The 20,916-nt window shown below is 62.0% G+C and carries 21 protein-coding genes; 16 read left to right on the top strand and 5 right to left on the bottom strand.

Going from position 1 to position 20,916, the window contains the following annotated elements:
* Positions 1-27: 27 nt before the first annotated feature.
* The 13 genes from ACEXP3_RS20410 to arsK all read left to right on the top strand — a co-directional run bounded on the left by ACEXP3_RS20410 (position 28) and on the right by arsK (position 11,846).
* The gene (locus tag ACEXP3_RS20410; protein WP_210106768.1) at positions 28-840 is read left to right on the top strand and encodes a DeoR/GlpR family DNA-binding transcription regulator; all 813 of its coding nucleotides are present in this window, start codon (positions 28-30) and stop codon (positions 838-840) included.
* A 54-nt stretch (positions 841-894) separates the two neighbouring features.
* Positions 895-1,899, top strand: coding sequence for a rhamnose ABC transporter substrate-binding protein (gene rhaS, locus ACEXP3_RS20405; RefSeq protein ID WP_210106767.1), 1,005 nt, complete (start codon positions 895-897; stop codon positions 1,897-1,899).
* A gap of 181 nt (positions 1,900-2,080) precedes the next feature.
* Positions 2,081-3,613 carry a sugar ABC transporter ATP-binding protein gene (locus ACEXP3_RS20400; RefSeq protein ID WP_377298940.1) on the top strand — a complete coding sequence of 511 codons (1,533 nt, stop codon included), beginning with the start codon at positions 2,081-2,083 and terminating at the stop codon, positions 3,611-3,613.
* A gap of 10 nt (positions 3,614-3,623) precedes the next feature.
* Complete coding sequence (locus ACEXP3_RS20395; protein WP_377298938.1) at positions 3,624-4,613, top strand: ABC transporter permease; 990 nt, start codon at positions 3,624-3,626, stop codon at positions 4,611-4,613.
* A complete protein-coding gene (locus ACEXP3_RS20390; RefSeq protein WP_377298936.1) occupies positions 4,610-5,623 on the top strand; it encodes an ABC transporter permease in 1,014 nt (337 codons plus the stop codon). The genes ACEXP3_RS20395 and ACEXP3_RS20390 overlap by 4 nt, the downstream gene beginning before the upstream one ends.
* The gene (gene rhaM / locus ACEXP3_RS20385) at positions 5,620-5,940 is read left to right on the top strand and encodes an L-rhamnose mutarotase (RefSeq protein WP_377298934.1); all 321 of its coding nucleotides are present in this window, start codon (positions 5,620-5,622) and stop codon (positions 5,938-5,940) included. Before ACEXP3_RS20390 ends, rhaM begins: the two co-directional genes overlap by 4 nt.
* A complete protein-coding gene (locus tag ACEXP3_RS20380) occupies positions 5,937-7,322 on the top strand; it encodes an FGGY-family carbohydrate kinase (protein WP_377298933.1) in 1,386 nt (461 codons plus the stop codon). Before rhaM ends, ACEXP3_RS20380 begins: the two co-directional genes overlap by 4 nt.
* Before the next feature lie 61 nt (positions 7,323-7,383).
* Positions 7,384-7,899, top strand: coding sequence for a ferritin-like domain-containing protein (locus tag ACEXP3_RS20375; protein ID WP_377298932.1), 516 nt, complete (start codon positions 7,384-7,386; stop codon positions 7,897-7,899).
* A gap of 121 nt (positions 7,900-8,020) precedes the next feature.
* Positions 8,021-8,380, top strand: coding sequence for an ArsR/SmtB family transcription factor (locus ACEXP3_RS20370; protein ID WP_377298930.1), 360 nt, complete (start codon positions 8,021-8,023; stop codon positions 8,378-8,380).
* Between the two features lie 64 nt (positions 8,381-8,444).
* A complete protein-coding gene (gene arsB / locus ACEXP3_RS20365; RefSeq protein WP_377298928.1) occupies positions 8,445-9,500 on the top strand; it encodes an ACR3 family arsenite efflux transporter in 1,056 nt (351 codons plus the stop codon).
* A 6-nt stretch (positions 9,501-9,506) separates the two neighbouring features.
* The gene (arsC, locus tag ACEXP3_RS20360; protein WP_377298926.1) at positions 9,507-9,929 is read left to right on the top strand and encodes an arsenate reductase (glutaredoxin); all 423 of its coding nucleotides are present in this window, start codon (positions 9,507-9,509) and stop codon (positions 9,927-9,929) included.
* A gap of 25 nt (positions 9,930-9,954) precedes the next feature.
* Positions 9,955-10,641 (top strand): arsenical resistance protein ArsH, encoded by a 687-nt coding sequence (arsH, locus tag ACEXP3_RS20355; protein ID WP_377299124.1) that lies wholly within the window; start codon positions 9,955-9,957, stop codon positions 10,639-10,641.
* Positions 10,638-11,846, top strand: a complete 1,209-nt coding sequence (gene arsK / locus ACEXP3_RS20350; protein ID WP_377298925.1) for an arsenite efflux MFS transporter ArsK — start codon at positions 10,638-10,640, stop codon at positions 11,844-11,846. Before arsH ends, arsK begins: the two co-directional genes overlap by 4 nt.
* 49 nt (positions 11,847-11,895) lie before the next feature.
* Here the strand turns inward: arsK and ACEXP3_RS20345 are convergent, their stop codons facing one another.
* On the bottom strand, positions 11,896-13,614 hold the full coding sequence (locus ACEXP3_RS20345) for a catalase (protein ID WP_377298924.1): 1,719 nt from the start codon (positions 13,612-13,614) through the stop codon (positions 11,896-11,898).
* 188 nt (positions 13,615-13,802) lie between these two features.
* Here ACEXP3_RS20345 and ACEXP3_RS20340 point away from each other — a divergent pair, with 188 nt between their 5' ends.
* Entirely contained in the window at positions 13,803-15,170 is a 1,368-nt protein-coding gene (locus tag ACEXP3_RS20340) for an APC family permease (RefSeq protein WP_377298922.1), read from the top strand.
* Here ACEXP3_RS20340 and ACEXP3_RS20335 read toward each other — a convergent pair.
* The 3 genes from ACEXP3_RS20335 to ACEXP3_RS20325 all read right to left on the bottom strand — a co-directional run bounded on the left by ACEXP3_RS20335 (position 15,155) and on the right by ACEXP3_RS20325 (position 19,172).
* Positions 15,155-16,168, bottom strand: a complete 1,014-nt coding sequence (locus ACEXP3_RS20335; RefSeq protein WP_377298920.1) for a P1 family peptidase — start codon at positions 16,166-16,168, stop codon at positions 15,155-15,157. The two genes, ACEXP3_RS20340 and ACEXP3_RS20335, sit on opposite strands and share 16 nt — an antisense overlap.
* 109 nt (positions 16,169-16,277) lie before the next feature.
* The gene (amaB, locus tag ACEXP3_RS20330) at positions 16,278-17,819 is read right to left on the bottom strand and encodes an L-piperidine-6-carboxylate dehydrogenase (protein WP_377298918.1); all 1,542 of its coding nucleotides are present in this window, start codon (positions 17,817-17,819) and stop codon (positions 16,278-16,280) included.
* Between the two features lie 69 nt (positions 17,820-17,888).
* Positions 17,889-19,172, bottom strand: coding sequence for an NAD(P)/FAD-dependent oxidoreductase (locus ACEXP3_RS20325; protein ID WP_377298917.1), 1,284 nt, complete (start codon positions 19,170-19,172; stop codon positions 17,889-17,891).
* 115 nt (positions 19,173-19,287) lie between these two features.
* On the opposite strand from ACEXP3_RS20325, the gene ACEXP3_RS20320 reads away from it, so the two are divergent.
* Positions 19,288-20,217, top strand: a complete 930-nt coding sequence (locus ACEXP3_RS20320) for a LysR family transcriptional regulator (RefSeq protein ID WP_377299122.1) — start codon at positions 19,288-19,290, stop codon at positions 20,215-20,217.
* Between the two features lie 49 nt (positions 20,218-20,266).
* Positions 20,267-20,503: an Lrp/AsnC ligand binding domain-containing protein gene (locus tag ACEXP3_RS20315; protein ID WP_210106752.1), complete on the top strand. Its 237-nt coding sequence runs from the start codon at positions 20,267-20,269 to the stop codon at positions 20,501-20,503.
* A 200-nt stretch (positions 20,504-20,703) separates the two neighbouring features.
* Here the strand turns inward: ACEXP3_RS20315 and ACEXP3_RS20310 are convergent, their stop codons facing one another.
* The gene (locus tag ACEXP3_RS20310) at positions 20,704-20,913 is read right to left on the bottom strand and encodes a hypothetical protein (protein ID WP_210106751.1); all 210 of its coding nucleotides are present in this window, start codon (positions 20,911-20,913) and stop codon (positions 20,704-20,706) included.
* Positions 20,914-20,916: the final 3 nt, after the last annotated feature.

Genomic DNA, 20,916 nt, shown 5'->3' with positions numbered 1-20,916 from the left:
GCCTATATCGACAGCAAGGAGGACCCCATGCACGAACGTGAACGCCATCGCATCATCTTGAGCGCGATCCAGGAAAAGCCTGTGATCACGGTGCAGGATATTGCCGAGTTGACGGAGGCTTCCGAGGCGACGATCCGGCGTGACATTGCGGCTCTTCATGTGCAGGGAAAGCTGCGCCGGGTGCGGGGCGGGGCGGAAGCAATGCATCCCCCGCAACTGGGCAATCTGGCGGCACGTCCGTTCCGGGTATCGGAATCGGTCAATATCGATAAGAAGCGCGCAATTGCGCGCGCAGCGGTCGAGCTTTGCGAGGAAGGCGATTCGATCATCATCAACGGCGGCACCACCACGTTCCAGATGGTGCATTTCATGTCGGCGCGCCGTCTGCAGGTGATGACCAATTCCTTCGCCATTGCCGAACATCTGGTCAAGCAGTCGAAATGCACTGTGACGGTGCCGGGCGGCGCGATCTATCGCGACCAGAGCCTGATCCTGTCGCCCTTTGAAAACGACGCGATCCGCAATTTTTATGCGCGACGGATGTTCGTGGGAGCGCAAGGCATCTCGGCGCTGGGCGTGATGGAGCCGGACGCGCTCGTCATCCAGAGCGAGCAGCGGCTGATGCGCCAGGCGGACGAGCTGATCCTGCTGGTCGATTCGGGCAAGTTTGCCCGGCGCTCCAGCATGATTTTGTGCCCGCTCGAAAATGTTTCAACCATCATTACCGATGACGGCGTGACCGATGAGGCGGTTGCGATGGTGGAAAGTGCTGGCGTGAAGCTGATCACGGTAAAGCCCGTGGCATCCGCGGGCAGAGAGGATACGTCTTCGGTCGCGTGAGGAGACGACCGGCCGAAGACGGGGAGAGAACGGTCTTTTTTGGGAGGAATGGACATGAAATTATCGAGAAGACATCTGGGTGCGGCAGCCCTTGCGCTGGCAGCCTCCGTTTCGATGGCGGGCTTTGCCTCTGCTGCCGACATCAAGATCGCGCTGGTGGTGAAGTCGCTCGGCAACGGCTTCTTCGAAGCGGCCAACAAGGGTGCCGAAGAGGCCGCCAAGGAACTGGGCGGCGTGAAGATCATCTATACCGGCCCGACCACGACGACGGCCGAAGGCCAGATCGAAGTCATCAACTCGCTGATCGCGCAGGGCGTCGATGCCATTGCCATCTCCGCCAACGATCCGGATGCGGTCGTCCCGGCGCTCAAGAAGGCGGCCCAGCGCGGCATCAAGGTCATTTCCTGGGATTCGGGCGTGGCGCCTGCCGGCCGCATCATGCATCTCAACCCGTCGTCAAACGAGCTGATCGGCAAGATGTGCCTGACGCTCGCCAAGAACCATCTGCCCGGCGGCAAGGGCGATTTCGCCATCCTGTCCGCCACCACCACCTCGACCAACCAGAATATCTGGATCGGCGAGATGAAGAAGCAGCTGAAGGATTTCCCGGGCCTCAACCTCGCAACCACCGTCTACGGTGACGACCTTGCCGACAAGAGCTACCGTGAAGCACAGGGACTGCTCACCTCGCAGCCCAACGTCAAGGTGATCGTCGCTCCGACCACGGTCGGCGTGCTCGCCGCCTCGCAGGCGGTGAAGGATGCCGGCAAGATCGGCCAGGTCTATGTCACCGGCCTTGGCCTTCCGTCCGAAATGGCCGGCGCCATCAAGTCCGGTGCCACCAAGGAATTCGCGATCTGGAACCCGATCGACCTTGGATACTCGGCAACCCAGATCGCCTATCACCTGGTGAAGGGTGACGCGACCGGCAAGCCCGGCACCGAGGTGAAGGCTGGCCGCATGGGCTCGATCAAGATCGGCGACAATGGCGAAGCCGCCATGGCCGATCCCTTTGTCTACGACGCCAAGAACATCGACCAGTTCTCGAAGATCTTCTGATCATCCCTCACGCTTGACGCTTTGCCCCTCACCCTGACCCTCTCCCCGTTTGCAAGGGGAGAGGGAACCTGCCGCACGAAACATCGCGTCGGGTTTTGAGGGCGCGGCATATCTCCTTCTCCCCGTATGCGGGGAGAAGGTGCCGGCAGGCAGATGAGGGGCTCCAATGGTGAAAACAACAATGAATGCTGTCGCACCGATGACTGTTATCGAAAGCCGTGGGGCGCAAAAGCCGCTCTTGGAAATGCGCGGCATCAGCCAGATTTTTCCCGGCGTAAAGGCGCTCGATCAGGTATCCATCGCGCTTTATCCGGGCGAGGTGACGGCGCTGATCGGCGAAAACGGCGCGGGAAAGTCGACACTCGTCAAGATCCTCACGGGCATCTACCGGCCGAATGAAGGCGAGATCTTGCTCGACGGTCAGCCGGTGCAGTTTGCAAGCGCCCAGGCTGCCATCGATGCGGGCGTCACCGCCATTCATCAGGAGACCGTGCTGTTCGACGAGTTGTCGGTGGGCGAAAACATCTTTCTCGGCCATGCCCCGCGCGGCCGTTTCGGCACCATCGACTGGCGCACCATCAACACCCGTTCGCGCGAACTGCTGCGGCAGCTGGAGAGCGAGATCGATCCGACGATCCGGCTGAAGGATCTCTCGATCGCCCAGCGCCATCTGGTGGCCATTGCCCGCGCACTTTCCGTCGAGGCCCGCATCGTCATCATGGACGAGCCGACGGCCGCCCTTTCGCGCAAGGAAATCGATGATCTCTTCCGCATCGTCGAAGGCCTGAAGCGCCAGGGCAAGGCGATCCTGTTCATCAGCCACAAGTTCGATGAAGTCTATGAGATCGCCGAGAATTTCGCCGTCTTCCGGGATGGCAAGGCTGTCGGCCAAGGGCGTCTGAAGGAGACGTCGCAGGCCGATATCGTCCGGCTGATGGTTGGCCGCGACGTCCATGACGTGTTTCCCAAAATCAAGGTCGAGATCGGCCAGACGGTGCTGTCGGTCGAGAATTACTGCCACCCGACGGAATTCAACGACATTTCCTTCGATCTGAAGCGCGGCGAGATTCTGGGGGTCTACGGCCTGATCGGTGCCGGGCGTTCGGAACTCTGCCAGTCGCTGTTCGGCATCACCAAGCCGTCATCCGGCCGCCTGACGCTTGAGGGAAGCCGTATTGAGATCCACTCTTCGGCAGAGGCAATTGCAGCTGGCATCGTCTATGTGCCGGAGGAACGCGGCCGACATGGATTGGCGCTGCCCATGCCGATTTTCCAGAACATGTCGCTGCCCTCGCTTGCCAGAACCTCGCGCTCAGGCTTTCTCAATGCTGCCAACGAGTTGAAGCTGGCACGCCAGTATGCGGAGCGGCTGGATCTGCGCGCCGCGGCCCTCTCGGTTCCGGTCGGCACGCTGTCGGGCGGCAACCAGCAGAAGGTCGTCATCGGAAAGTGGCTCGCCACGCAGCCGAAGGTCATCATTCTCGACGAACCGACCAAGGGCATCGACATCGGCTCGAAGGCTGCCGTGCATGGCTTCATTTCCGAACTCGCCTCCCAGGGCCTTTCCATCATCATGGTCTCGTCCGAACTGCCGGAAATTCTCGGCATGTCGGATCGGGTCATGGTGATGCGCGAGGGCCTGCAGGCTGGAATTTTTGAGCGCGCCGAGGCCTCAGCCGAAGTGCTGGTGCGTGCCGCAACCGGCAATGCGTGAAGGATCCGCGATGACACGACTTCTGAAAAACCGCGAAATCCTGCTGACCGGCATTATTGTGCTGATGGTTGCAGGCTTTGCCACCCGCGCACCGGGCTTTGCTGAGCCGGTCAACCTGGCCAATATCTTTAACGACACGTCGATCCTGATCATCCTGGCGCTCGCACAGATGACAGTGATCCTCACCAAATCCATCGATCTCTCGGTGGCTGCCAATCTCGCTTTTACCGGCATGGCGGTTGCCATGACCAATGCCGCTTTCCCGGATCTGCCGCTTGTGGCGCTGATCGTCATGGCGCTCGGGATCGGCGCATGCCTGGGCGCCATCAATGGCTTTCTGGTCTGGATCCTGCAGATCCCGCCGATCGTCGTGACACTCGGCACGCTCACCATCTATCGCGGCATGGCCTTCGTGCTCTCGGGCGGCAGCTGGGTCAACGCCCACCAGATGACGCCGACCTTCCTCAATGTGCCGCGCACCGTGCTTCTGGGCTTGCCGGTCCTGTCCTGGGTGGCGGTTCTGGTGGTGCTTGTCTTCTGGTTCGTGCTCACCCGCACGCCGTTTGGCCGTGCCGCCTTTGCGTCTGGTGGAAATCCCGTTGCGGCGGTCTATGCCGGCATCGATATCGGCGCGACGCGTTTCTTCGCCTTCGTTCTGTCTGGCGCCATGGCCGGTCTTTGCAGCTATCTCTGGGTCTCGCGCTACGCTGTCGCCTATGTCGATATCGCCAACGGTTTCGAGCTGGATAGCGTGGCCGCCTGCGTCATCGGCGGGATTTCCATTGCTGGCGGTATTGGCTCGGTGGCCGGTGCGGTCCTCGGCGCGCTGTTTCTCGGCGTCATCAAGAATGCGCTTCCCGTCATCGGCATTTCGCCCTTTGCCCAGATGGCGATTTCCGGCGTGGTGATTGTGCTCGCCGTCGTGTTCAACGCCCGCGCCGAAGCTCGAAAAGGCCGTATCATCCTTCGCAACCGCAACACGATAGAGGTGACGGCATGAACAAGCGCGATACGCCGGTCCCCGCCCGCCGCACCATTCCGGATCGGCTCGGCACCCCCTTGTCCCGCACTCTTTCCAGCTGGGAAGTGCTGCTGTTCGGCGTGGCAGTGCTGATTTTCATCGCCAATTCGCTGGCTTCTCCCTATTTCCTGGATGCCTGGAATCTCTCGGACGCGACGTTCAACTTCACCGAAAAGGCGCTCGTCGCCTTTGCCATGGCGCTGCTCATCATCGCCGGCGAAATCGATCTGTCGGTTGCCGCCATCATCGCGCTTGCCTCCACGGCCATGGGGGCGGCTGCACAGGCGGGTGTCGGAACGCCGGGCCTTGTGGCAATCGGTATCGGCACCGGCCTTGCCTGCGGTACCGTCAACGGTTTTCTCGTCTCGGCGCTGAAGCTGCCCTCCATCGTCGTCACCATCGGCACGATGAGCCTGTTCCGCGGCATTTCCTACATCACGCTGGGGGACAAGGCCTATGGCGGCTATCCGGACAGCTTTGCCTATTTCGGCCAAGGTTACCTCGTCTGGGTGTTCTCCTTCGAGTTCGGCCTGTTTCTCCTCTGTGCCGCGCTGTTTGCCGTGTTGCTGCACTGGACCAATTTCGGCCGGCAGGTCATGGTGATCGGCAATAATGAATTTGCTGCGCGCTTTTCCGGTGTGCCGGTGGAGCGGATAAAATTCATCCTCTTCCTGCTGACGGGTCTGATGAGCGGTATCGCAGCCGTCTGCCTCACCTCGCGGCTCGGCTCGACGCGACCTTCCATCGCGCAAGGCTGGGAACTGGAAGTGGTCACCATGGTCGTGCTCGGCGGCGTGTCCATTCTGGGCGGTTCGGGCAGCATTCTCGGCGTCGTTATCGCGGCCTTCGTCATGGGGCTCGTCACCTTCGGCCTCGGGCTCCTCAACGTCCCCGGCATCGTAATGTCGATCTTCGTCGGCCTTCTCCTCATCGTCACCATTGCGCTGCCGATCCTGGCGCGCCGCATCAGACAGGCAAGACGCGCATGAGCCTTGAAAAACACGCCTTCAAGATGAAGCTCGCCCCCGGCATGGAAGCCGAATACCGCAAACGCCACGACGAGATCTGGCCGGACCTGGTGGACCTCCTGCACGAGGCCGGTGTCAGCGACTACTCGATCCATCTCGACCGTGAGACCAACATCCTCTTCGGCATTCTCACCCGTCCCGCCGACCACACGATGGCAAGCCTGCCGGACCATCCCGTCATGAAGCGCTGGTGGGCGCACATGGCCGATATCATGGAAACCCATCCGGACAATTCGCCTGTTGCCACTGATCTCGTCACGGTGTTTCACCTGCCATGACCGGCTATGCGCGCGTTGCGGTTCTCGATGTCGGCAAGACCAATGCCAAGGTCGCCATTCTCGATTGTGCGAGTGGGCAGGAACTCGATATGCGCCGTGTCCGCAACCACGTCATCGACGCGCCGCCTTATCCGCATTACGATATCGAGGCGCTCTGGCGCTTCTTTCGCAAGGCTTTGCAGGAGCTGGCCGGCAGCGTGGGCTTCGATGCCATTTCGATCACCACCCACGGCGCGTCTGCAGCACTTGTCGATGTATCAGGCGAACTTGCGCTGCCGGTACTGGATTACGAGCATCGCTACCCGCCGGCGATCGAAGAAGCCTATGCGGCGCTACGTCCGCCTTTTATAGAGACATTTTCACCGGCGCTTCCCGGCGGGCTGAACCTTGGAGCGCAACTGCACTACCAGAAGACCGTCTTTGCGGATGAGTTTGCCCGTGTCGCGCAGATCATGACCTATCCGCAATACTGGGCGTTCCGGCTGACGGGCATTGCGGCCAATGAAGTCACCTCGCTTGGCTGCCATACCGACCTATGGTGCCCCCGGGACGGCGGATGGTCCGGCCTGGTCGATGCGCTCGGCATCCGTCAGCAGATGGCGCCGGTGCGTTCCGCCTTCGATCGTCTGGGGGATCTTCTGCCGCAGCTTGCAGCCGAACTTGGCCTGCCGTCTCCGGTGCCGGTCTTTTGCGGCCTGCACGATTCCAACGCTTCGCTTCTCGCCCATCTCGTCGGCCGCGAGCCGCCGTTTTCGGTCGTCTCCACCGGCACCTGGGTGGTCAGCTTCGCCGTCGGCGGCGATCTCGATCATCTTGATCCGGCCCGCGATACGCTGGCCAATGTCGATGCCTATGGCCGTGCGGTTCCCTCCGCACGCTTTATGGGCGGGCGGGAATACGAGATGCTCGCCAGCGCCCTTGGCCCTCTCGATTCGCAGGTGGGCGTCCTTCAGGCCCTTCCTGCCGTCATCGCCTCGGGGCTGATGCTGCTTCCCAATGTGGCAGAAGGATCGGGGCCGTTTCCCGGCCGGCGCATGCGCTGGATCGAGAGGAAGGGTGGTGAGGGTCCTGGCCGTCAGGACCGCTGGGCAGCTGCTTCGCTGTATCTGGCACTGATGACCGAAGCCTGCCTGGACCTGCTGGGGGCGGACGGTCCCGTGCTGGTGGAGGGGCCGTTTGCAGCAAATGAGGCCTATCTGGCAGCGCTTGCGGGTCTTCTTGGCCGCAGCGTGCTGGCCCTTGCCGGGTCCACCGGCACCACCCATGGTGCAGCCCTGCTCTGCGGCTCGGCACTGCCGTCTGAAACCGGACGGGCCGTCGTTCCTCTGTCTGCCGAGGGGCTTGCCGCGTATCGCGCGCAATGGCGCTCCTACCTCGGCTGACTGCGGGCTGGAACAATCCCTGGCTTTGCCGGTTGGGCCGGCATCAACCGAGGAGATCATAATGGCCGTAGCCGACGAAACACGCACGATTTTCGTGACGGGCCTTAAAAACGCCCACGCCATGGAAAACCAGGCTCTTTCGATCATGAAGCCGCAGGTTTCCCGCATCGAGAACTATCCGGAAGTCGCCACCCGGCTGGAAGCCCATATCCGCGAAACCGAGGGGCAGATCCAGCGGCTCGAGGAGATCCTGTCCGGCCTTTCCGAAAGCAATTCGGCGCTGAAGGACATGGCGCTGTCCATGGGAGGCTCCATGGCGGCCATCAGCCACAGCATGGCCGGTGACGAAATCGTCAAGAATTCCCTGGCCAATTTCGCCTTCGAAAATTACGAGATCGCGGCCTACAAATCGCTGCTGACCATTGCTGAGCTGGGCAATTTCCCGGCGGCAACGGCCGGTCTCAAGGCCAATCTGGACGAGGAAGTGGCCATGGCCGATTGGCTGGACCACAACCTGCGCAGCCTGACGATGAAGTTTGCCTCCCTGAAGGAAGCCGGCGCATCTGCCAAGATCTGATGCCCCCTCGCTGATCCGTGACCGAAGCCCGCGATGTCCTGTCGCGGGCTTTTTGCTGCCTCTTGCCTCAAGTCGCGCAGACGTGTACAAAATAATTCAATACTTATAGGATTATTGAATTATGAATGAAAAGCAGGCAGTCGTTCTGTTTGGTGCGCTCTCGCAGGAAACCCGGTTGAAGATCATCCGCATGCTGGTGGTCGCCGGGCCCGCGGGCATGGCCGCCGGTGCAATTGCCGATGCCGTTGGCGTTTCGGCCTCCAATGTCTCGTTTCACCTGAAGGAACTGGAGCGGGCAGGGCTTGTGGCGGCAGAGCGCGACTCGCGGTCCATCATCTACTCTGCCGCCTACGAACAACTGACCGGCCTCATCCGCTTTCTGATGGAGGATTGCTGTGGTGGACGTCCGGAAATCTGCGCGCCCGTCACACATACCATCGACATCTGTTGCGCCACGGCCGCCGAGGAAAACAAGCCATGACCGGCATCCTGCAGCACGATCCACTGGCAGGCCGCCGCCGCACCAAGGGCAGGACCTTCTGATCATGTCGACATTCGAACGCTATCTCACACTCTGGGTCTTTCTGTGCATCCTCGTCGGCGTGGCGCTCGGCGCTCTGATACCCGGCGTTTTCCATGCAATTGCGGCGCTGGAAGTCGCCAAGGTCAACCTGCCGGTGGCGGTACTGATCTGGCTGATGATCATCCCGATGCTGATCCGGATCGACTTTGCCGCTTTGGGAAAGGTGAGCCGTTACTGGCGCGGAATTGGCGTGACCCTTTTCATCAACTGGGCAGTCAAGCCATTTTCCATGGCGCTGCTTGGCTGGCTGTTCATCGGCTGGCTGTTTCGCCCGTTGCTGCCGTCCGCCCAGATCGACAGCTATATTGCTGGCCTCATCATTCTGGCAGCGGCGCCCTGCACGGCGATGGTCTTTGTCTGGTCTAACCTGACCAAAGGCGAGCCGCATTTCACCCTGTCGCAGGTGGCGCTCAACGACGCGATCATGGTCATCGCCTTTGCTCCGATTGTTGGTCTTTTGCTCGGCCTGTCAGCCATCACCGTGCCATGGGATACGCTGATCCTCTCGGTCATGCTTTATATTGTCCTGCCGGTGATCGCCGCCCAGCTTATCCGGGGCCGGCTTCTGGCCTCCGGCTCGATGGTTGCGCTCGACGCTCTGCTGAAGGTCATGCAGCCGCTGTCGCTTGTCGCACTTCTGACGACGCTTGTGCTGCTGTTCGGGTTCCAGGGCGAACAGATCATCGCGCAGCCCATGGTGATCGCGCTTTTGGCCGTCCCCATCCTTATCCAGGTCTATGCCAATTCCGGCCTTGCCTATCTGCTCAATCGGATGAGCGGTGAAGCCCATTGCGTGGCCGGCCCCTCGGCCCTCATCGGTGCCTCCAACTTCTTCGAGTTGGCGGTGGCTGCTGCCATCAGCCTCTTCGGCTTCCAGTCCGGTGCCGCCCTGGCAACCGTGGTCGGCGTGTTGATCGAGGTGCCGGTCATGCTGTCGGTCGTCTGGATCGTCAATGCCAGCAAGCCCTGGTACGAGCGCGGCGCGTCCGTGCGGTCAACCTCTGTCGAAAGGACGTGAAACGCCATGGATGTCATCATCTACCATAATCCCGCCTGCGGAACCTCACGCAACACGCTGGCCATGATCCGCAATGCCGGAATAGAGCCCGCCGTTATCGACTACCTGAAGACACCGCCTTCGCGCTCCGACCTCAAGAAAATGATCGCCGATGCCGGCCTCTCTGTGCGCGAGGCGATCCGCGAAAAGGACACGCCCTATAGGGAGATGGGCCTTGATGACCCGGCGCTCAGCGACGATCAGTTGCTGGATGCGATGCTCACGCATCCGATCCTCATCAACCGGCCATTCGTGATCACACCGCTTGGCACGCGGCTGTCGCGCCCGTCCGAACGGGTGCTCGATATCCTGCCCGATACCCACAAGGGTCCGTTTGCCAAGGAGGACGGAGAGCAGGTTCTGGACGCGGAGGGCAAACGTCTTGGCTGATCTCTCGTCCGACCTTCCGGCCGTCATGGAAAATCATCTGCGCATGCCGGACCCTGCCGTCCTGCGGCCGACCTTCTCCACCCACAAGCCACGCATCCTCATTCTCTACGGATCGCTCAGAACCATTTCCTATAGCCGGCTATTGGCCGAGGAAGCGGACCGGTTGCTGACGCATTTCGGCTGTGAGGTGCGCCTGTTCGATCCGGCCGGGCTTCCGCTTCCCGATGCCGAGCCGGTCAGTCATCCGAAGGTGGCCGAATTGCGCGATCTGGTCGAATGGTCGGAAGGCCAGCTATGGGTGAGTCCCGAGCGCCACGGCGCCATGACCGGCATCATGAAGGCGCAGATCGACTGGATCCCCTTGTCCATCGGCTCGATCCGCCCGACCCAGGGAAAGACGCTGGCGCTGGCGCAGGTGTCCGGCGGCTCGCAATCCTTCAATGCGCTGAACCAGATGCGCATTCTCGGGCGCTGGATGCGGATGCTCACCATCCCGAACCAGTCGTCGGTTGCCAAGGCCTTTCAGGAATTCGATGAACACGGCCGCATGAAACCATCCGCCTATTATGACCGGGTGGTGGATGTCTGCGAGGAACTGGTGAAATTCACCCTTCTCACCCGCGATGTCTCGGGCCACTTGACCGATCGCTACAGCGAGCGGAAAGAGGATGCGCAAAAGCTGGAGCAACGGGTGAAACTGAGTTCGATATGAGTGAGCGTCTGCCGATTGCCGCCATTGTCGCCCTAGGGGTGACGCAGATCATCGGCTATGGCACGCTCTATTACAGTTTCAGCATTCTGGCGCCGGCCATGGCGCGGGATTTCGGCTGGACAGTCGACTGGCTCTTTGGCCTTCTGTCAGCCTCGCTCTTCCTCTCGGGCCTTGTTGCGCCCTATGTCGGGCGCCTGATGGACCGCTTCGGCACGGGCCGGGTGATGGCAACCGGCTCGCTGATGGCAGTCCTGTCACTGCTTCTGTGTGCTCTGTCTTCAAGCCTGCCGATGTTCGTCGCCGGCATCTTGCTGATGGAAGTGTCTTCAAACCTCGTCCAATACGGGGCAGCCTTTGCGTTGCTCGTTGAAATCCGGCCGCGGGAGGCATCGCGGAGCATCACCTATCTGACGCTGATTGCAGGCTTTGCCTCCACTTTGTTCTGGCCCTTCACATCGGCGCTCCACGCGCATCTCGACTGGCGCGAGGTCTATCTTGCCTTTGCGGGGCTCAATCTCCTCATCTGCCTGCCTCTGCATGCCTGGCTCGGGCTGCAGGGCAAGGGTGCCCGCGGTGCCGTTGATGCTTCGACCCGCAATCGCGGTGAACCCGTCCCGGGTCTTCTTCCCGAAGCTGTTCGGGAACGCGGCTTCCGCCTGATGCTGGCCGGCATGGGCGTGGTGTCCTTCGGCAATGCGGCGCTCCTCTTCCACATGGTGCCGGTGTTGACAGCGCTGGGGCTCGGAGGCACAGCCGTCCTGGTTGCCACAGTCTTCGGGCCGGCGCAGGTTTTGAGCCGCTTCACCAACATGATCTTCGGCAAGAACCTCGATGCGCTGCATCTGGCGGTATTGATGGCGGTCTTTCCGCCGCTTGCCATTCTGATCCTGGCGCTCACCCATCCGTTCGTGCCGGGTGCTATGGTGTTTGCCGTCCTATTCGGCTTCGGCTCAGGCCTTGCCAGCATCGTTTTCGGAACCTTGCCGCTGACGCTCTTCGGCAGCGAAGGCTACGGCGCCCGCCAGGGACAGATGACGCTGGTGCGGCTTGCCGTATCGTCGGTCGCCCCGTTCGGCCTTGCCTTCGTTCTGGAAAGAGCCGGCGCGGAAAGCGTTCTCTGGTCGCTGACCGGGCTTTCGCTTGTCGGGCTGGTTATCTTTCTGGCGCTGGCGCGGCTGGGCCGCCGGGCAGAGGCGACGGAATAAGAAAATCCGGGAGACGGATCTCCCGGATCGTGTTGCGTGAAATGAGCGGTTATTCGGCCGCTTCGCTCTGCATCATGCCGGCCTTGGGAAGCTTGCCCATCAGAACCTCTTCGGCTGTTGCCTTGTGGTTCTTTACCGAACTCGTCCACTGGCCCCAGACGGCCGGATCGATCACGTCGCCGTTGCGGCCAAGATTTTGCAGGCGCCGTGTCTCCTCGTCCGTCAGCACCTGTTTCGGCAGGGGGCCGAGATGGGCGATGTCGCTTGCCGAAATGCCGAGCTTTTCGCCAACGCGCCGGCCATAATCGTCATGCACCATGAAAAAGTGCCAGACCATGCGCTCCTGCACGTCGCGCTGACATTGCGACAGAAGGTCCCCCATGTTGAAGATCAGGTCGTCGCGCTCCCAGTCCATCATGGTGCAGAAACGGCCACGCGCCTGTTCATAGTCATTGCGGCGTTCCAGCACTTCGCGGGTCAGGCGGCCGCGGATTTCCGGCGGATTGTTAGGCTCGGCGCGGGCGCTTTCCGTCAGTCCGTCATGGATGGATGGCTCATAGTTCACATGCGGGTTCTGCCCCGGCGCCAGATCGCGCTGAAAGCTCATCTGGCCGCCGGAGAGGTTGGTCGAGACCTTGGCGTTCTTCGGCTGGTTGACCGGCAATTGCAGGTAATTGCTGCCGACCCGGTAACGCTGCGTATCGGAATAGGAGAAGGTGCGCCCGACCAGCATCTTGTCGTCGGAAAAATCGAGCCCATCCACCAGCACGCCGGTGCCCATGGCGATCTGCTCGTTCTCGTTGAAGAAGTCCTCGACATTGCGGTTCAGCGTCATCGTGCCGACATGGCGCAGCGGGAACTGGTGTTCCGGCCAGATCTTGGTGTCATCGAGCGGGTCCCAGCTGAGTTCGGGATGATCGTGATCCTCCATGATCTGCACGAACATGTCCCATTGCGGATATTCGCCCCGCTCGATCGCGGTGAAGAGATCCTTCGAGGCCGAGCCGAAATCCTGGCCCTGCACCTTGGCAGCTTCTTCCGCCGTCAGGCAGGCCAGACCGGCGCGCGGGTGAAAATGGTATTTCACCAGCACCGTCTCGCCCTGGTCATTCACCATCTTGTAGGTGTTGACGCCAAAGCCTTCCATGTGCCGATAGCTTGCCGGAATGCCGCGCGGCGAAAACAGATGCGTCAGCATATGCATGCTTTCCGGCGTCTGGCTCATGAAGTCGAAGATACGGTTGGGTTCCTGGCGAAACGTCACCGGATCCGGCTTCAGCGAATGGATGACATCGGGAAACTTGATCGCATCGCGGATGAAGAAGACCGCCAGATTGTTGCCGACCAGATCCCAGTTGCCGTCTTCGGTGTAGAACTTGACCGCAAAGCCGCGCGGGTCGCGCGCTGTCTCCGAGGAATCGCGCCCGCCGATGACGGTGGAGAAGCGAATGGCGAGCGGCGTCTTCTTGCCTGCCGCCTGGAACAGTTTTGCGCGGGTATATCTGGATGCGGGCTCGTCGCCGATCTTGCCGGTCACTTCCAGTTCGCCGTAGCAGACGAAGCCGCGCGCATGCACGACGCGCTCGGGAATGCGCTCCCGGTCGAAATGGCTGATCTTTTCGAGAAACTGGTAGTTTTCCAATGTGGCCGGGCCGCGGGCGCCAACGGTGCGCTGCGACTGGTTGTTGGTGATCGGATGGCCTTGCCGGTTGGTTAGAACCTTGTCATCGGTGCCCTTCGGCATCGTGCCGCTCTGTCTGTCATCCATGGTCGTCCCTCCTGTTTGATAAGACATGGTTCGGTAAGACATGCGCGCTCTGCCGCCCCGAAGGGCAGCACGCCATTGATGCCGAACCTTCAAGGCCTCGACTTGTTCCTCACTGTTCGTGATCCATATCCGTCAGCACGACGTGTCACGACGTGTACGTTGCCAATGCGGTGCATCAGGAGGGGATCATGCAGGACAATCGGGGGACTGAGCAGCTCGGCAGCCAGCCGGAGCTGAAACGGGTGATGGGACCGGGGCTGCTGCTGCTGTTCATTGTCGGCGACATTCTGGGCACCGGCATCTATGCGCTGACGGGGCAGGTGGCTGCAGAAGTGGGGGGCGTCGTCTGGCTGCCTTTCCTCGTCGCTTTCCTCGTCGCGCTGATGACCGCCTTCAGCTATCTGGAACTGGTGACGAAATATCCCCGTGCGGCGGGTGCTGCGCTTTATACGCACAAGGCCTTCGGCATCCATTTCATCACGTTTCTGGTGGCTTTTGCCGTCATGTCTTCCGGCGTTACCTCGGCCGCCACGGCGTCACGTGCCTTTGCCGCCAATTTTACCGCCTCCACGGGCTTCGATGCCGGCGCCTTTGGCGTCACCGGCGTGGCGCTTGCCTTCATGGCGCTGGTCGGCATCGTCAATTTTCGCGGCGTCGGCGAAAGCGTCAAGGTCAACGTGGTGCTGACCGTCATCGAACTGTCCGGCCTGCTCCTCATCATCGGGATCGGCTTCTGGGCGATTGCGGGCGGACAGGGCGATGTCTCGCGCGCCTGGACCTTTCAGCCGGCCGGAGATCATGGCGCGATCTGGTCGGTTGTTGCGGCAACGACGCTTGCCTTCTTTGCCATGGTTGGCTTCGAGGACAGCGTCAACATGGCGGAAGAATGCAAGGAGCCGAGCCGGATCTTTCCGAAAGTGCTGCTGGGTGGGCTTGTGCTGACGGGCATCATCTATGTCCTCGTCTCCATTTCGGCCATCACGCTGGTGCCGGCCGCAGAACTTGGCGAGGGTGAAACGCCGCTTCTGAAAGTGGTCGCCGCCGGTGCTCCGGACTTTCCGGTCGGCATCTTCGGTCTCATCACCATGTTTGCCGTGGCAAATTCCGCCCTCATCAACATGATGATGGCAAGCCGCCTCATCTACGGCATGTCGCGCGAAAACGTGCTGCCGCCGGTCTTGGGCAAGGTGCACGAGACGCGACAGACGCCGTTCGTCGCCATCCTCTTCACCACGCTGATTGCAGCCCTCCTCATCACCTTTGCCGGCGGCGTGCCGGCGCTCGGCGGCACCACGGCGCTGTTGCTGCTCTGCGTCTTCACCATCGTCAACATTGCGGTCCTCGTGCTGCGCAAGGACAAGGTGGAACACAAACATTTTCGCACGCCAACCATCCTCCCGGTGCTGGGGGCTGCCAGTTGCGCCTTTCTGGCCGGGCCCTGGACGGGGCGCGATCCGGTGCAATACACCATTGCCGGCCTGCTGATCGCGCTGGGCGTCGTGCTGTGGTTCGTGACGGTTGCCGTGATGAAACGTCAGGCTCAGCCGGCTGTCTGATCTGAGGCGAGGCTGTCGCGCCAGGCTTTCTGGGCCTTTTCAACCGGCAGGGCGGTTGCCTCGAACACGCCGCGTGCGATGGCGCGGGCAAAGGTGAGCGTTGCCAGATGGCAAAGCTCCATGAAGTCGAGCGGGTCTTCGAGGGCGCGTTTGCCGGTCGCGGCTGCAAAGACCGTATCGCCGTCGGCCGGCAGGTGTGCGGGAAGGATCGCCCGGGCAAGCCCGTCATGCGCCATGATCGACAGGCGATGCGCCTGCGCCTTGGTGAGGATGGCATCGGTCACCACAAGGCCGATGGTCGTTGCCTTAAGGTTCACGCCTTTCAGGCGCATGGATCGATCGCCCGGTGCAAAGGTGGCGGGAAGGCCGAGACCACCAAATTCCTGTCCCTCTTCGAAAGGGGCTGCCCAGAAGTGCCGGCCCTCTCCCACGGTGGCCGAGCCAAGGGCGTTTACCGCCACCAGCGCTGCAATCCGGTGTCCGCTCGGCGTCACCGCGCTTGCCGATCCAAGCCCGCCCTTGAAGGTTGCCGTGGTGGCGCCCGTGCCGGCGCCGACGGTTCCGAGCGCAAAGGAACCCTTTGCGGCCGCCGCAAAGGCCTCGTAACCCATGTCGCGATAGGGAGAATGAAGACCCCAGTCCTTGTTGCCGCCGTTCAGGAGATCCATGAGGATTGCCTGCGGCACGATCGGGACCTGGGTGGTGCCGACCTGAAGCCCCCGTCCGATCTCACGCAGCCCCGCCTGTACGCCGCCGGCCGCATCGAGCCCGAAGGCCGATCCGCCCGACAGCACCAGCGCATCGACCTTTTCCACCGTAAGAGAGGGGTCAAGCAGTGCGGTATCGCGTCCGCCCGGCGCTCCGCCGAGCACGATGCCGGAAGCGGTGGCCGGTTCATCGAAAACCACCACCGTGACCCCGGATCCGAGGGTGAGATCCGTGGCATGGCCAACGCTCAGGCCATCGATATCGGTGAGGAGATTAAGGGGAGCGGGCATGGGCGGGGACCTTTTGACGTCAGCGGCGATTCGGCCCGCAGACTAGCGCGTTGCGCTGCCCCTGTCGTGCAAGGGGCAGCGGCTTCATCGCTGCCCCCTGTCATCCGCGTCAGGCGATGTCGAACTTCACACCCTGCGCGAGTGGCAGCGTGCGACCATAGTTCAGCGTGTTGGTGGCCCGGCGCATATAGGCCTTCCACGAATCGGAGCCCGATTCGCGGCCGCCGCCGGTTTCCTTCTCGCCGCCGAAGGCCCCGCCGATTTCAGCGCCCGATGGGCCGATGTTGACATTGGCAATGCCGCAATCGGAGCCACGGGCGGAAATGAAGGTTTCAGCCTCGCGCATGTCATTGGTGAAGATCGAGGAAGACAGGCCCTGCGGTACGTCGTTGTGGAGCGCAAGCACCGCGTCAAAATCGGAATATTTGACCACGTAGAGGATCGGGGCGAAGGTTTCCTCGATCACCGGGCCGCATTGCGACGGCATTTCGACGATGGCGGGGCGTACGTAATAGGCGTCGGCGGCGTCTTCGGCAGAGACGCGCTCGCCGCCGGTCACGCTGCCGCCTTCGGCCTTTGCGGCTTCCAGAGCCGCCTGCATCTTGTCAAAGGCTGCCTTGTCGATCAGCGGGCCGACGAGATTGCCATCCACCATCGGGTTGCCGATGGTGACGGACTGATAGGCTTTTTGCAGGCGCGGCACGAGGTTGTCGTAGACGCTCTCGTGAACGAAGAGGCGGCGAAGCGAGGTGCAGCGCTGACCGGCCGTGCCCATGGCGGAAAAGGCAACGCCGCGCAGCGTGAGACCGAGATCGGCCGTCGGCGTGACGATGGCAGCATTGTTGCCGCCGAGTTCCAGGATGGCGCGGGCAAAGCGCTTGGCAAGGCGCGGGCCGACGGCGCGGCCCATCGCCGTGGAGCCGGTGGCTGAAACGAGCGGCACTTTCGGATGGTCAACCAGCACTTCGCCGATCTCGCGCCCGCCGATCAACAGCGTCGAAAGATTGGCCGGTGCCTTGCCACCTTCGGCGATAAAGCGGGCAAGCGCCTTTTCAAAGATCGCCTGTGTGGCAAGCGCCGTCAGCGGCGTCTTTTCCGACGGCTTCCAGACGGTGGAATTGCCGCAGACCAGCGCCAGCGCCGCATTCCACGACCAGACGGCAACGGGGAAGTTGAAAGCCGAAATGATGCCGGTGACGCCCAGCGGATGCCAGGTTTCCATCATCCGGTGCTCGGAGCGCTCCGTTGCGATGGTCAACCCATAGAGCTGGCGCGACAGGCCGACGGCGAAATCGCAGATGTCGATCATCTCCTGCACTTCGCCAAGGCCTTCCGAGGTGATCTTGCCGACCTCGATGGAAACGAGGCGACCAAGATCGGCCTTGGCTGCGCGCAGTTCTTCACCAAGCAGGCGGATCAGTTCGCCGCGCTTGGGCGCCGGCACCTGACGCCATTCGAGAAAGGCCTGATGCGCGGCATCGATGGCGGTCGTCGTATCGGCTGCGGAGATTTCCGGCAGGCGGCCGATTTCTGTGCCTGTGATCGGCGAGCGCACGACAAGCGTGCCGCCCGTATAGGCGGAAGCGGCAACACCCAGCTTTGCAAGGATGGCAGCGGTTTCGGCGTTCAGGTTGAGCGTGGCGAGGGTCATCTTTGTCCTTCTCGTCTGTCTGTCGGTGTCATCTGCGATGTTCGTCGGGGCGGGTCAAGCCGTCGGGCTTTAGAACCGGTCACCGGTAAAATGGGCAAGCTGCGCGCCCGCTTCGTAATAGGCTTCCTTCAGCGCGCGAAAGGCCGGGTCCTTCGCCACGGTGACAGGCAGGGGAAGATCCTCTTCACCCATCTCGCCCAGCACATGGCGCGACAGCACCTGACCGAAGACGGTGCCGGGTGAAATTCCGCGCCCATTGTAACCGGAAAATCCGATGACGCGTTTGGCAAATGTGTGGAAGCGGGGAAGCGCATTGTCGGTCATGCCGATCTGGCCATACCATTCGGCCTCGAAAGCGACGTCGCCCAGTTGTGGAAACAGCCGGCGCAGCGCCCGCTTTGCCCAGTTGCGGTGAACGGCGACACCTGTCCCGCGAAGCGCGCCGACCGAGCCGAAGACCAGCCGTCCGCGGGCGTCCATGCGGAAGGAGGAGAGGATTTCCTTGGTATCCCAGCATCCCTCCCGCTCCGGCAGGATCGAGCGGCGCAGATTGTCGGACAGCGGCACGGTGGCAAAGTTGAAGTAGGGAAGACGGACCTGTTCGGTGCGCACGGCCGCAAACGGGCCGGTGGAATAGGCATCGGTTGCGACGATCACCCAATCGGCGGTCACGGAGCCTTCCGGTGTTTCGATGGTGTGGCGCCCCTGCGCCTGACGCCAGCCGATGGCTGGACTTGCTGTGTGGAGTACCGCGCCAGCCTTGACGGCGGCATGGGCAAGTCCGCGCGCATAGGCAAGCGGCTGCAGCGTGCCGGCGCGCATGTCGAGAAGGGCGCCGCGATAGGCACTGGTGCCGATCCGCCGTTCTGTTTCGGCCGCATCGAGCACGCTGACCGGTGCGCCGCGTTTCTGCCACTGGCGGGCTCGATCCTCGATTTCCTTCAAACCGTCGTCGCCTACGGCGCAATGCAGGGTCCCGGTGCGGGTCAGTTCGCACTCAATGCCATGACGGTCGATCAGTGCCATCACGGCCTGCGGGCCGTTGCCAAGCAGATCGAGCAGGCGCTCGCCATGCCTTTCACCAAGCACGCCCGGAAGATCATCGGGCATCACCCACATGCCGGCATTGATGAGCCCGACATTACGTCCGGCGCCGCCGAAACCGATGTCTGTTGCCTCCAGAAGAACCACCTGGCGCCCCGCTTCGGAAAGATGAAGGGCTGCCGACAGGCCGGTATAGCCGCCGCCGACGATCACCACGTCGGCGCTCACCGGTCCCTTCAGGCTGCGGGTTTGCGGTGCGGCGGGTGCAGTCTTTTCCCAAAGGCCATGGGAGCGGGGATCGTTGAGCATGGGACATGTCCGGATAAGGCGGCCGGAGGGACCCGGAACGCCGCCGATGGCATCTTTACAGGCCGGCCATCCCGGTGAATATCGAATTCTTCTCAACAGTTCATTCTCCGGAGGAATGACCATGCTGCCGCCCCGGCGCTTCCTGCCATCCTTCTCGCTGCTCTCCGCCTTCGAGGCTGCTGCCCGCACCGGCAGCGTCACGGCGGCGGCCGAGGAACTGGGGCTTACCCAGAGTGCCGTCAGCCGGCAGATTTCCGCGCTCGAAAGGCAGCTTGGTGTCGCGCTGTTCCTGCGGGAGCGCCAGACGATCCGCCTGACGATTGCCGGCGACACCTATGTGCGCGAAGTGCGCGAGGCCCTGCGGCGCATTTCGAACGCGTCGCTCAACCTGCGCGCCAATCCATCCGGCGGCACGCTGAACCTGGCCATCCTGCCCTTCTTCGGAACGCGCTGGCTGACGCCGCGCATGCCGCGCTTTCTCAAGGAGTATCCCGGCATGGTGGTCAACCTGATTACCCGGCTGGAGCCCTTCGACTTTCGTTTCGATACGCTGGATGCAGCCATTCATTTTGGCGCGCCGCGCTGGCCCGGAGCCGTTCTCACCGCCCTGATGGATGAGACGGTGATTGCCGCCTGCAGCCCGGATCTTTTTGCCCGTCAGGCCCTGAAAGCTCCGGAGGATCTGCTCAAGGCGCCTCTTCTCCACCTCAATACACGCCCCGACGCCTGGGAGATGTGGTTCGGCCAGCAGGGCGTCAGTTTCGATGCCTTGCACGGCATGCTGTTTGACCAGTTCATCACCATGGCGGAGGCGGCGACGGCCGGGCTTGGCGTGGCACTTCTGCCGCGGGTGCTGATTGCGCGCGAACTGGAGCTTGGCCGCCTGGTCGAAGCCGTTCCCGATACGGATATGCGCACGGGAGACTATCATCTGGCCTATCCCCCGGATCGCGCAAGCTACCCGCCCCTGATGGCGTTTCGCACGTGGCTGCTGACCGAGATCGGCAAGGACCGCCTTGCGCGCTCCGGCAGCATCGGACAATAGTGGCGCACCCATACCGATCGCCAGAGCGATCCGACGAGCGAGACATGTCATGAAGCCGATTTTTGTCCAGTTGCGCTGCGCGCCGGGGACCACCTACGAGGTGGCCGATGCCATCTACAAGACCGAACTTGTCTCCGAGCTCTATTCAACGAGCGGTGACTGGGATCTGCTTTTGAAGATCTATCTGCCGGAAGGCGAGGAGATTGGCCGCTTCATCAATGAGAGGATCGTCAAGATCCCCGGCATCGAGCGCTCGCTGACGACGCTGACCTTCACCGCCTTCTGATCAGCCCCGTCGTCTCATCCCTTGGAGCATTTCCAGGAAAAGTGTGAAACGGTTTTCCGTCCGGAAATGCGTTGAAACGCTCTAATAGAAAAAGCCGCCCGCGCCGGATGAGGCAGGGCGGCTGGCATGTCGGTTGAACCTGGATGTCCGTTCGGGCGGAATCCTTCACGCGGGCGGCGCGGCAGGCGCCTTGCTGCGCCTCACGCCACGGCCGCACGGACAACCGGTGCGGCACTCTTCTGGGCAAGCACGTGGTTGCGAATGGCAAGACGCACCTCGTCAGCCGAGGAAAAGCGTTGCTCATCCAGATCGATCACGTGAAACTTCACGGCGATGAACTTCAGGCGGTCCTGGTCCGGCACGACGATGCCGACGGGCTCGCCGCCGTATTCGATAACCTGCTTTTGCATGGT

The organism is Neorhizobium fuzhouense (assembly GCF_042611105.1).
GTDB lineage: Bacteria > Pseudomonadota > Alphaproteobacteria > Rhizobiales > Rhizobiaceae > Neorhizobium > Neorhizobium galegae_A.
The sequence above is the reverse complement of the archived record's forward strand: the minus strand, read 5'-3'. Positions and strand labels throughout refer to the sequence as shown.

Bases quoted from the DNA above. Each gene is read 5' to 3' on its own strand.
- amaB (WP_377298918.1), bottom strand. From the start codon at position 17,819: ATGACCCTCGCCACGCTCAACCTGAACGCCGAAACCGCTGCCATCCTT.
- ACEXP3_RS20340 (WP_377298922.1), top strand. From the start codon at position 13,803: ATGCAGGACAATCGGGGGACTGAGCAGCTCGGCAGCCAGCCGGAGCTG.
- ACEXP3_RS20380 (WP_377298933.1), top strand. From the start codon at position 5,937: ATGACCGGCTATGCGCGCGTTGCGGTTCTCGATGTCGGCAAGACCAAT.
- ACEXP3_RS20370 (WP_377298930.1), top strand. From the start codon at position 8,021: ATGAATGAAAAGCAGGCAGTCGTTCTGTTTGGTGCGCTCTCGCAGGAA.
- ACEXP3_RS20315 (WP_210106752.1), top strand. From the start codon at position 20,267: ATGAAGCCGATTTTTGTCCAGTTGCGCTGCGCGCCGGGGACCACCTAC.
- ACEXP3_RS20310 (WP_210106751.1), bottom strand. From the start codon at position 20,913: ATGCAAAAGCAGGTTATCGAATACGGCGGCGAGCCCGTCGGCATCGTC.
- arsB (WP_377298928.1), top strand. From the start codon at position 8,445: ATGTCGACATTCGAACGCTATCTCACACTCTGGGTCTTTCTGTGCATC.
- ACEXP3_RS20325 (WP_377298917.1), bottom strand. From the start codon at position 19,172: ATGCTCAACGATCCCCGCTCCCATGGCCTTTGGGAAAAGACTGCACCC.
- ACEXP3_RS20410 (WP_210106768.1), top strand. From the start codon at position 28: ATGCACGAACGTGAACGCCATCGCATCATCTTGAGCGCGATCCAGGAA.
- ACEXP3_RS20345 (WP_377298924.1), bottom strand. From the start codon at position 13,614: ATGGATGACAGACAGAGCGGCACGATGCCGAAGGGCACCGATGACAAG.
- ACEXP3_RS20400 (WP_377298940.1), top strand. From the start codon at position 2,081: ATGAATGCTGTCGCACCGATGACTGTTATCGAAAGCCGTGGGGCGCAA.
- ACEXP3_RS20390 (WP_377298936.1), top strand. From the start codon at position 4,610: ATGAACAAGCGCGATACGCCGGTCCCCGCCCGCCGCACCATTCCGGAT.
- ACEXP3_RS20375 (WP_377298932.1), top strand. From the start codon at position 7,384: ATGGCCGTAGCCGACGAAACACGCACGATTTTCGTGACGGGCCTTAAA.
- arsC (WP_377298926.1), top strand. From the start codon at position 9,507: ATGGATGTCATCATCTACCATAATCCCGCCTGCGGAACCTCACGCAAC.
- arsK (WP_377298925.1), top strand. From the start codon at position 10,638: ATGAGTGAGCGTCTGCCGATTGCCGCCATTGTCGCCCTAGGGGTGACG.
- rhaS (WP_210106767.1), top strand. From the start codon at position 895: ATGAAATTATCGAGAAGACATCTGGGTGCGGCAGCCCTTGCGCTGGCA.
- ACEXP3_RS20335 (WP_377298920.1), bottom strand. From the start codon at position 16,168: ATGCCCGCTCCCCTTAATCTCCTCACCGATATCGATGGCCTGAGCGTT.
- ACEXP3_RS20320 (WP_377299122.1), top strand. From the start codon at position 19,288: ATGACCATGCTGCCGCCCCGGCGCTTCCTGCCATCCTTCTCGCTGCTC.
- ACEXP3_RS20395 (WP_377298938.1), top strand. From the start codon at position 3,624: ATGACACGACTTCTGAAAAACCGCGAAATCCTGCTGACCGGCATTATT.
- arsH (WP_377299124.1), top strand. From the start codon at position 9,955: ATGGAAAATCATCTGCGCATGCCGGACCCTGCCGTCCTGCGGCCGACC.
- rhaM (WP_377298934.1), top strand. From the start codon at position 5,620: ATGAGCCTTGAAAAACACGCCTTCAAGATGAAGCTCGCCCCCGGCATG.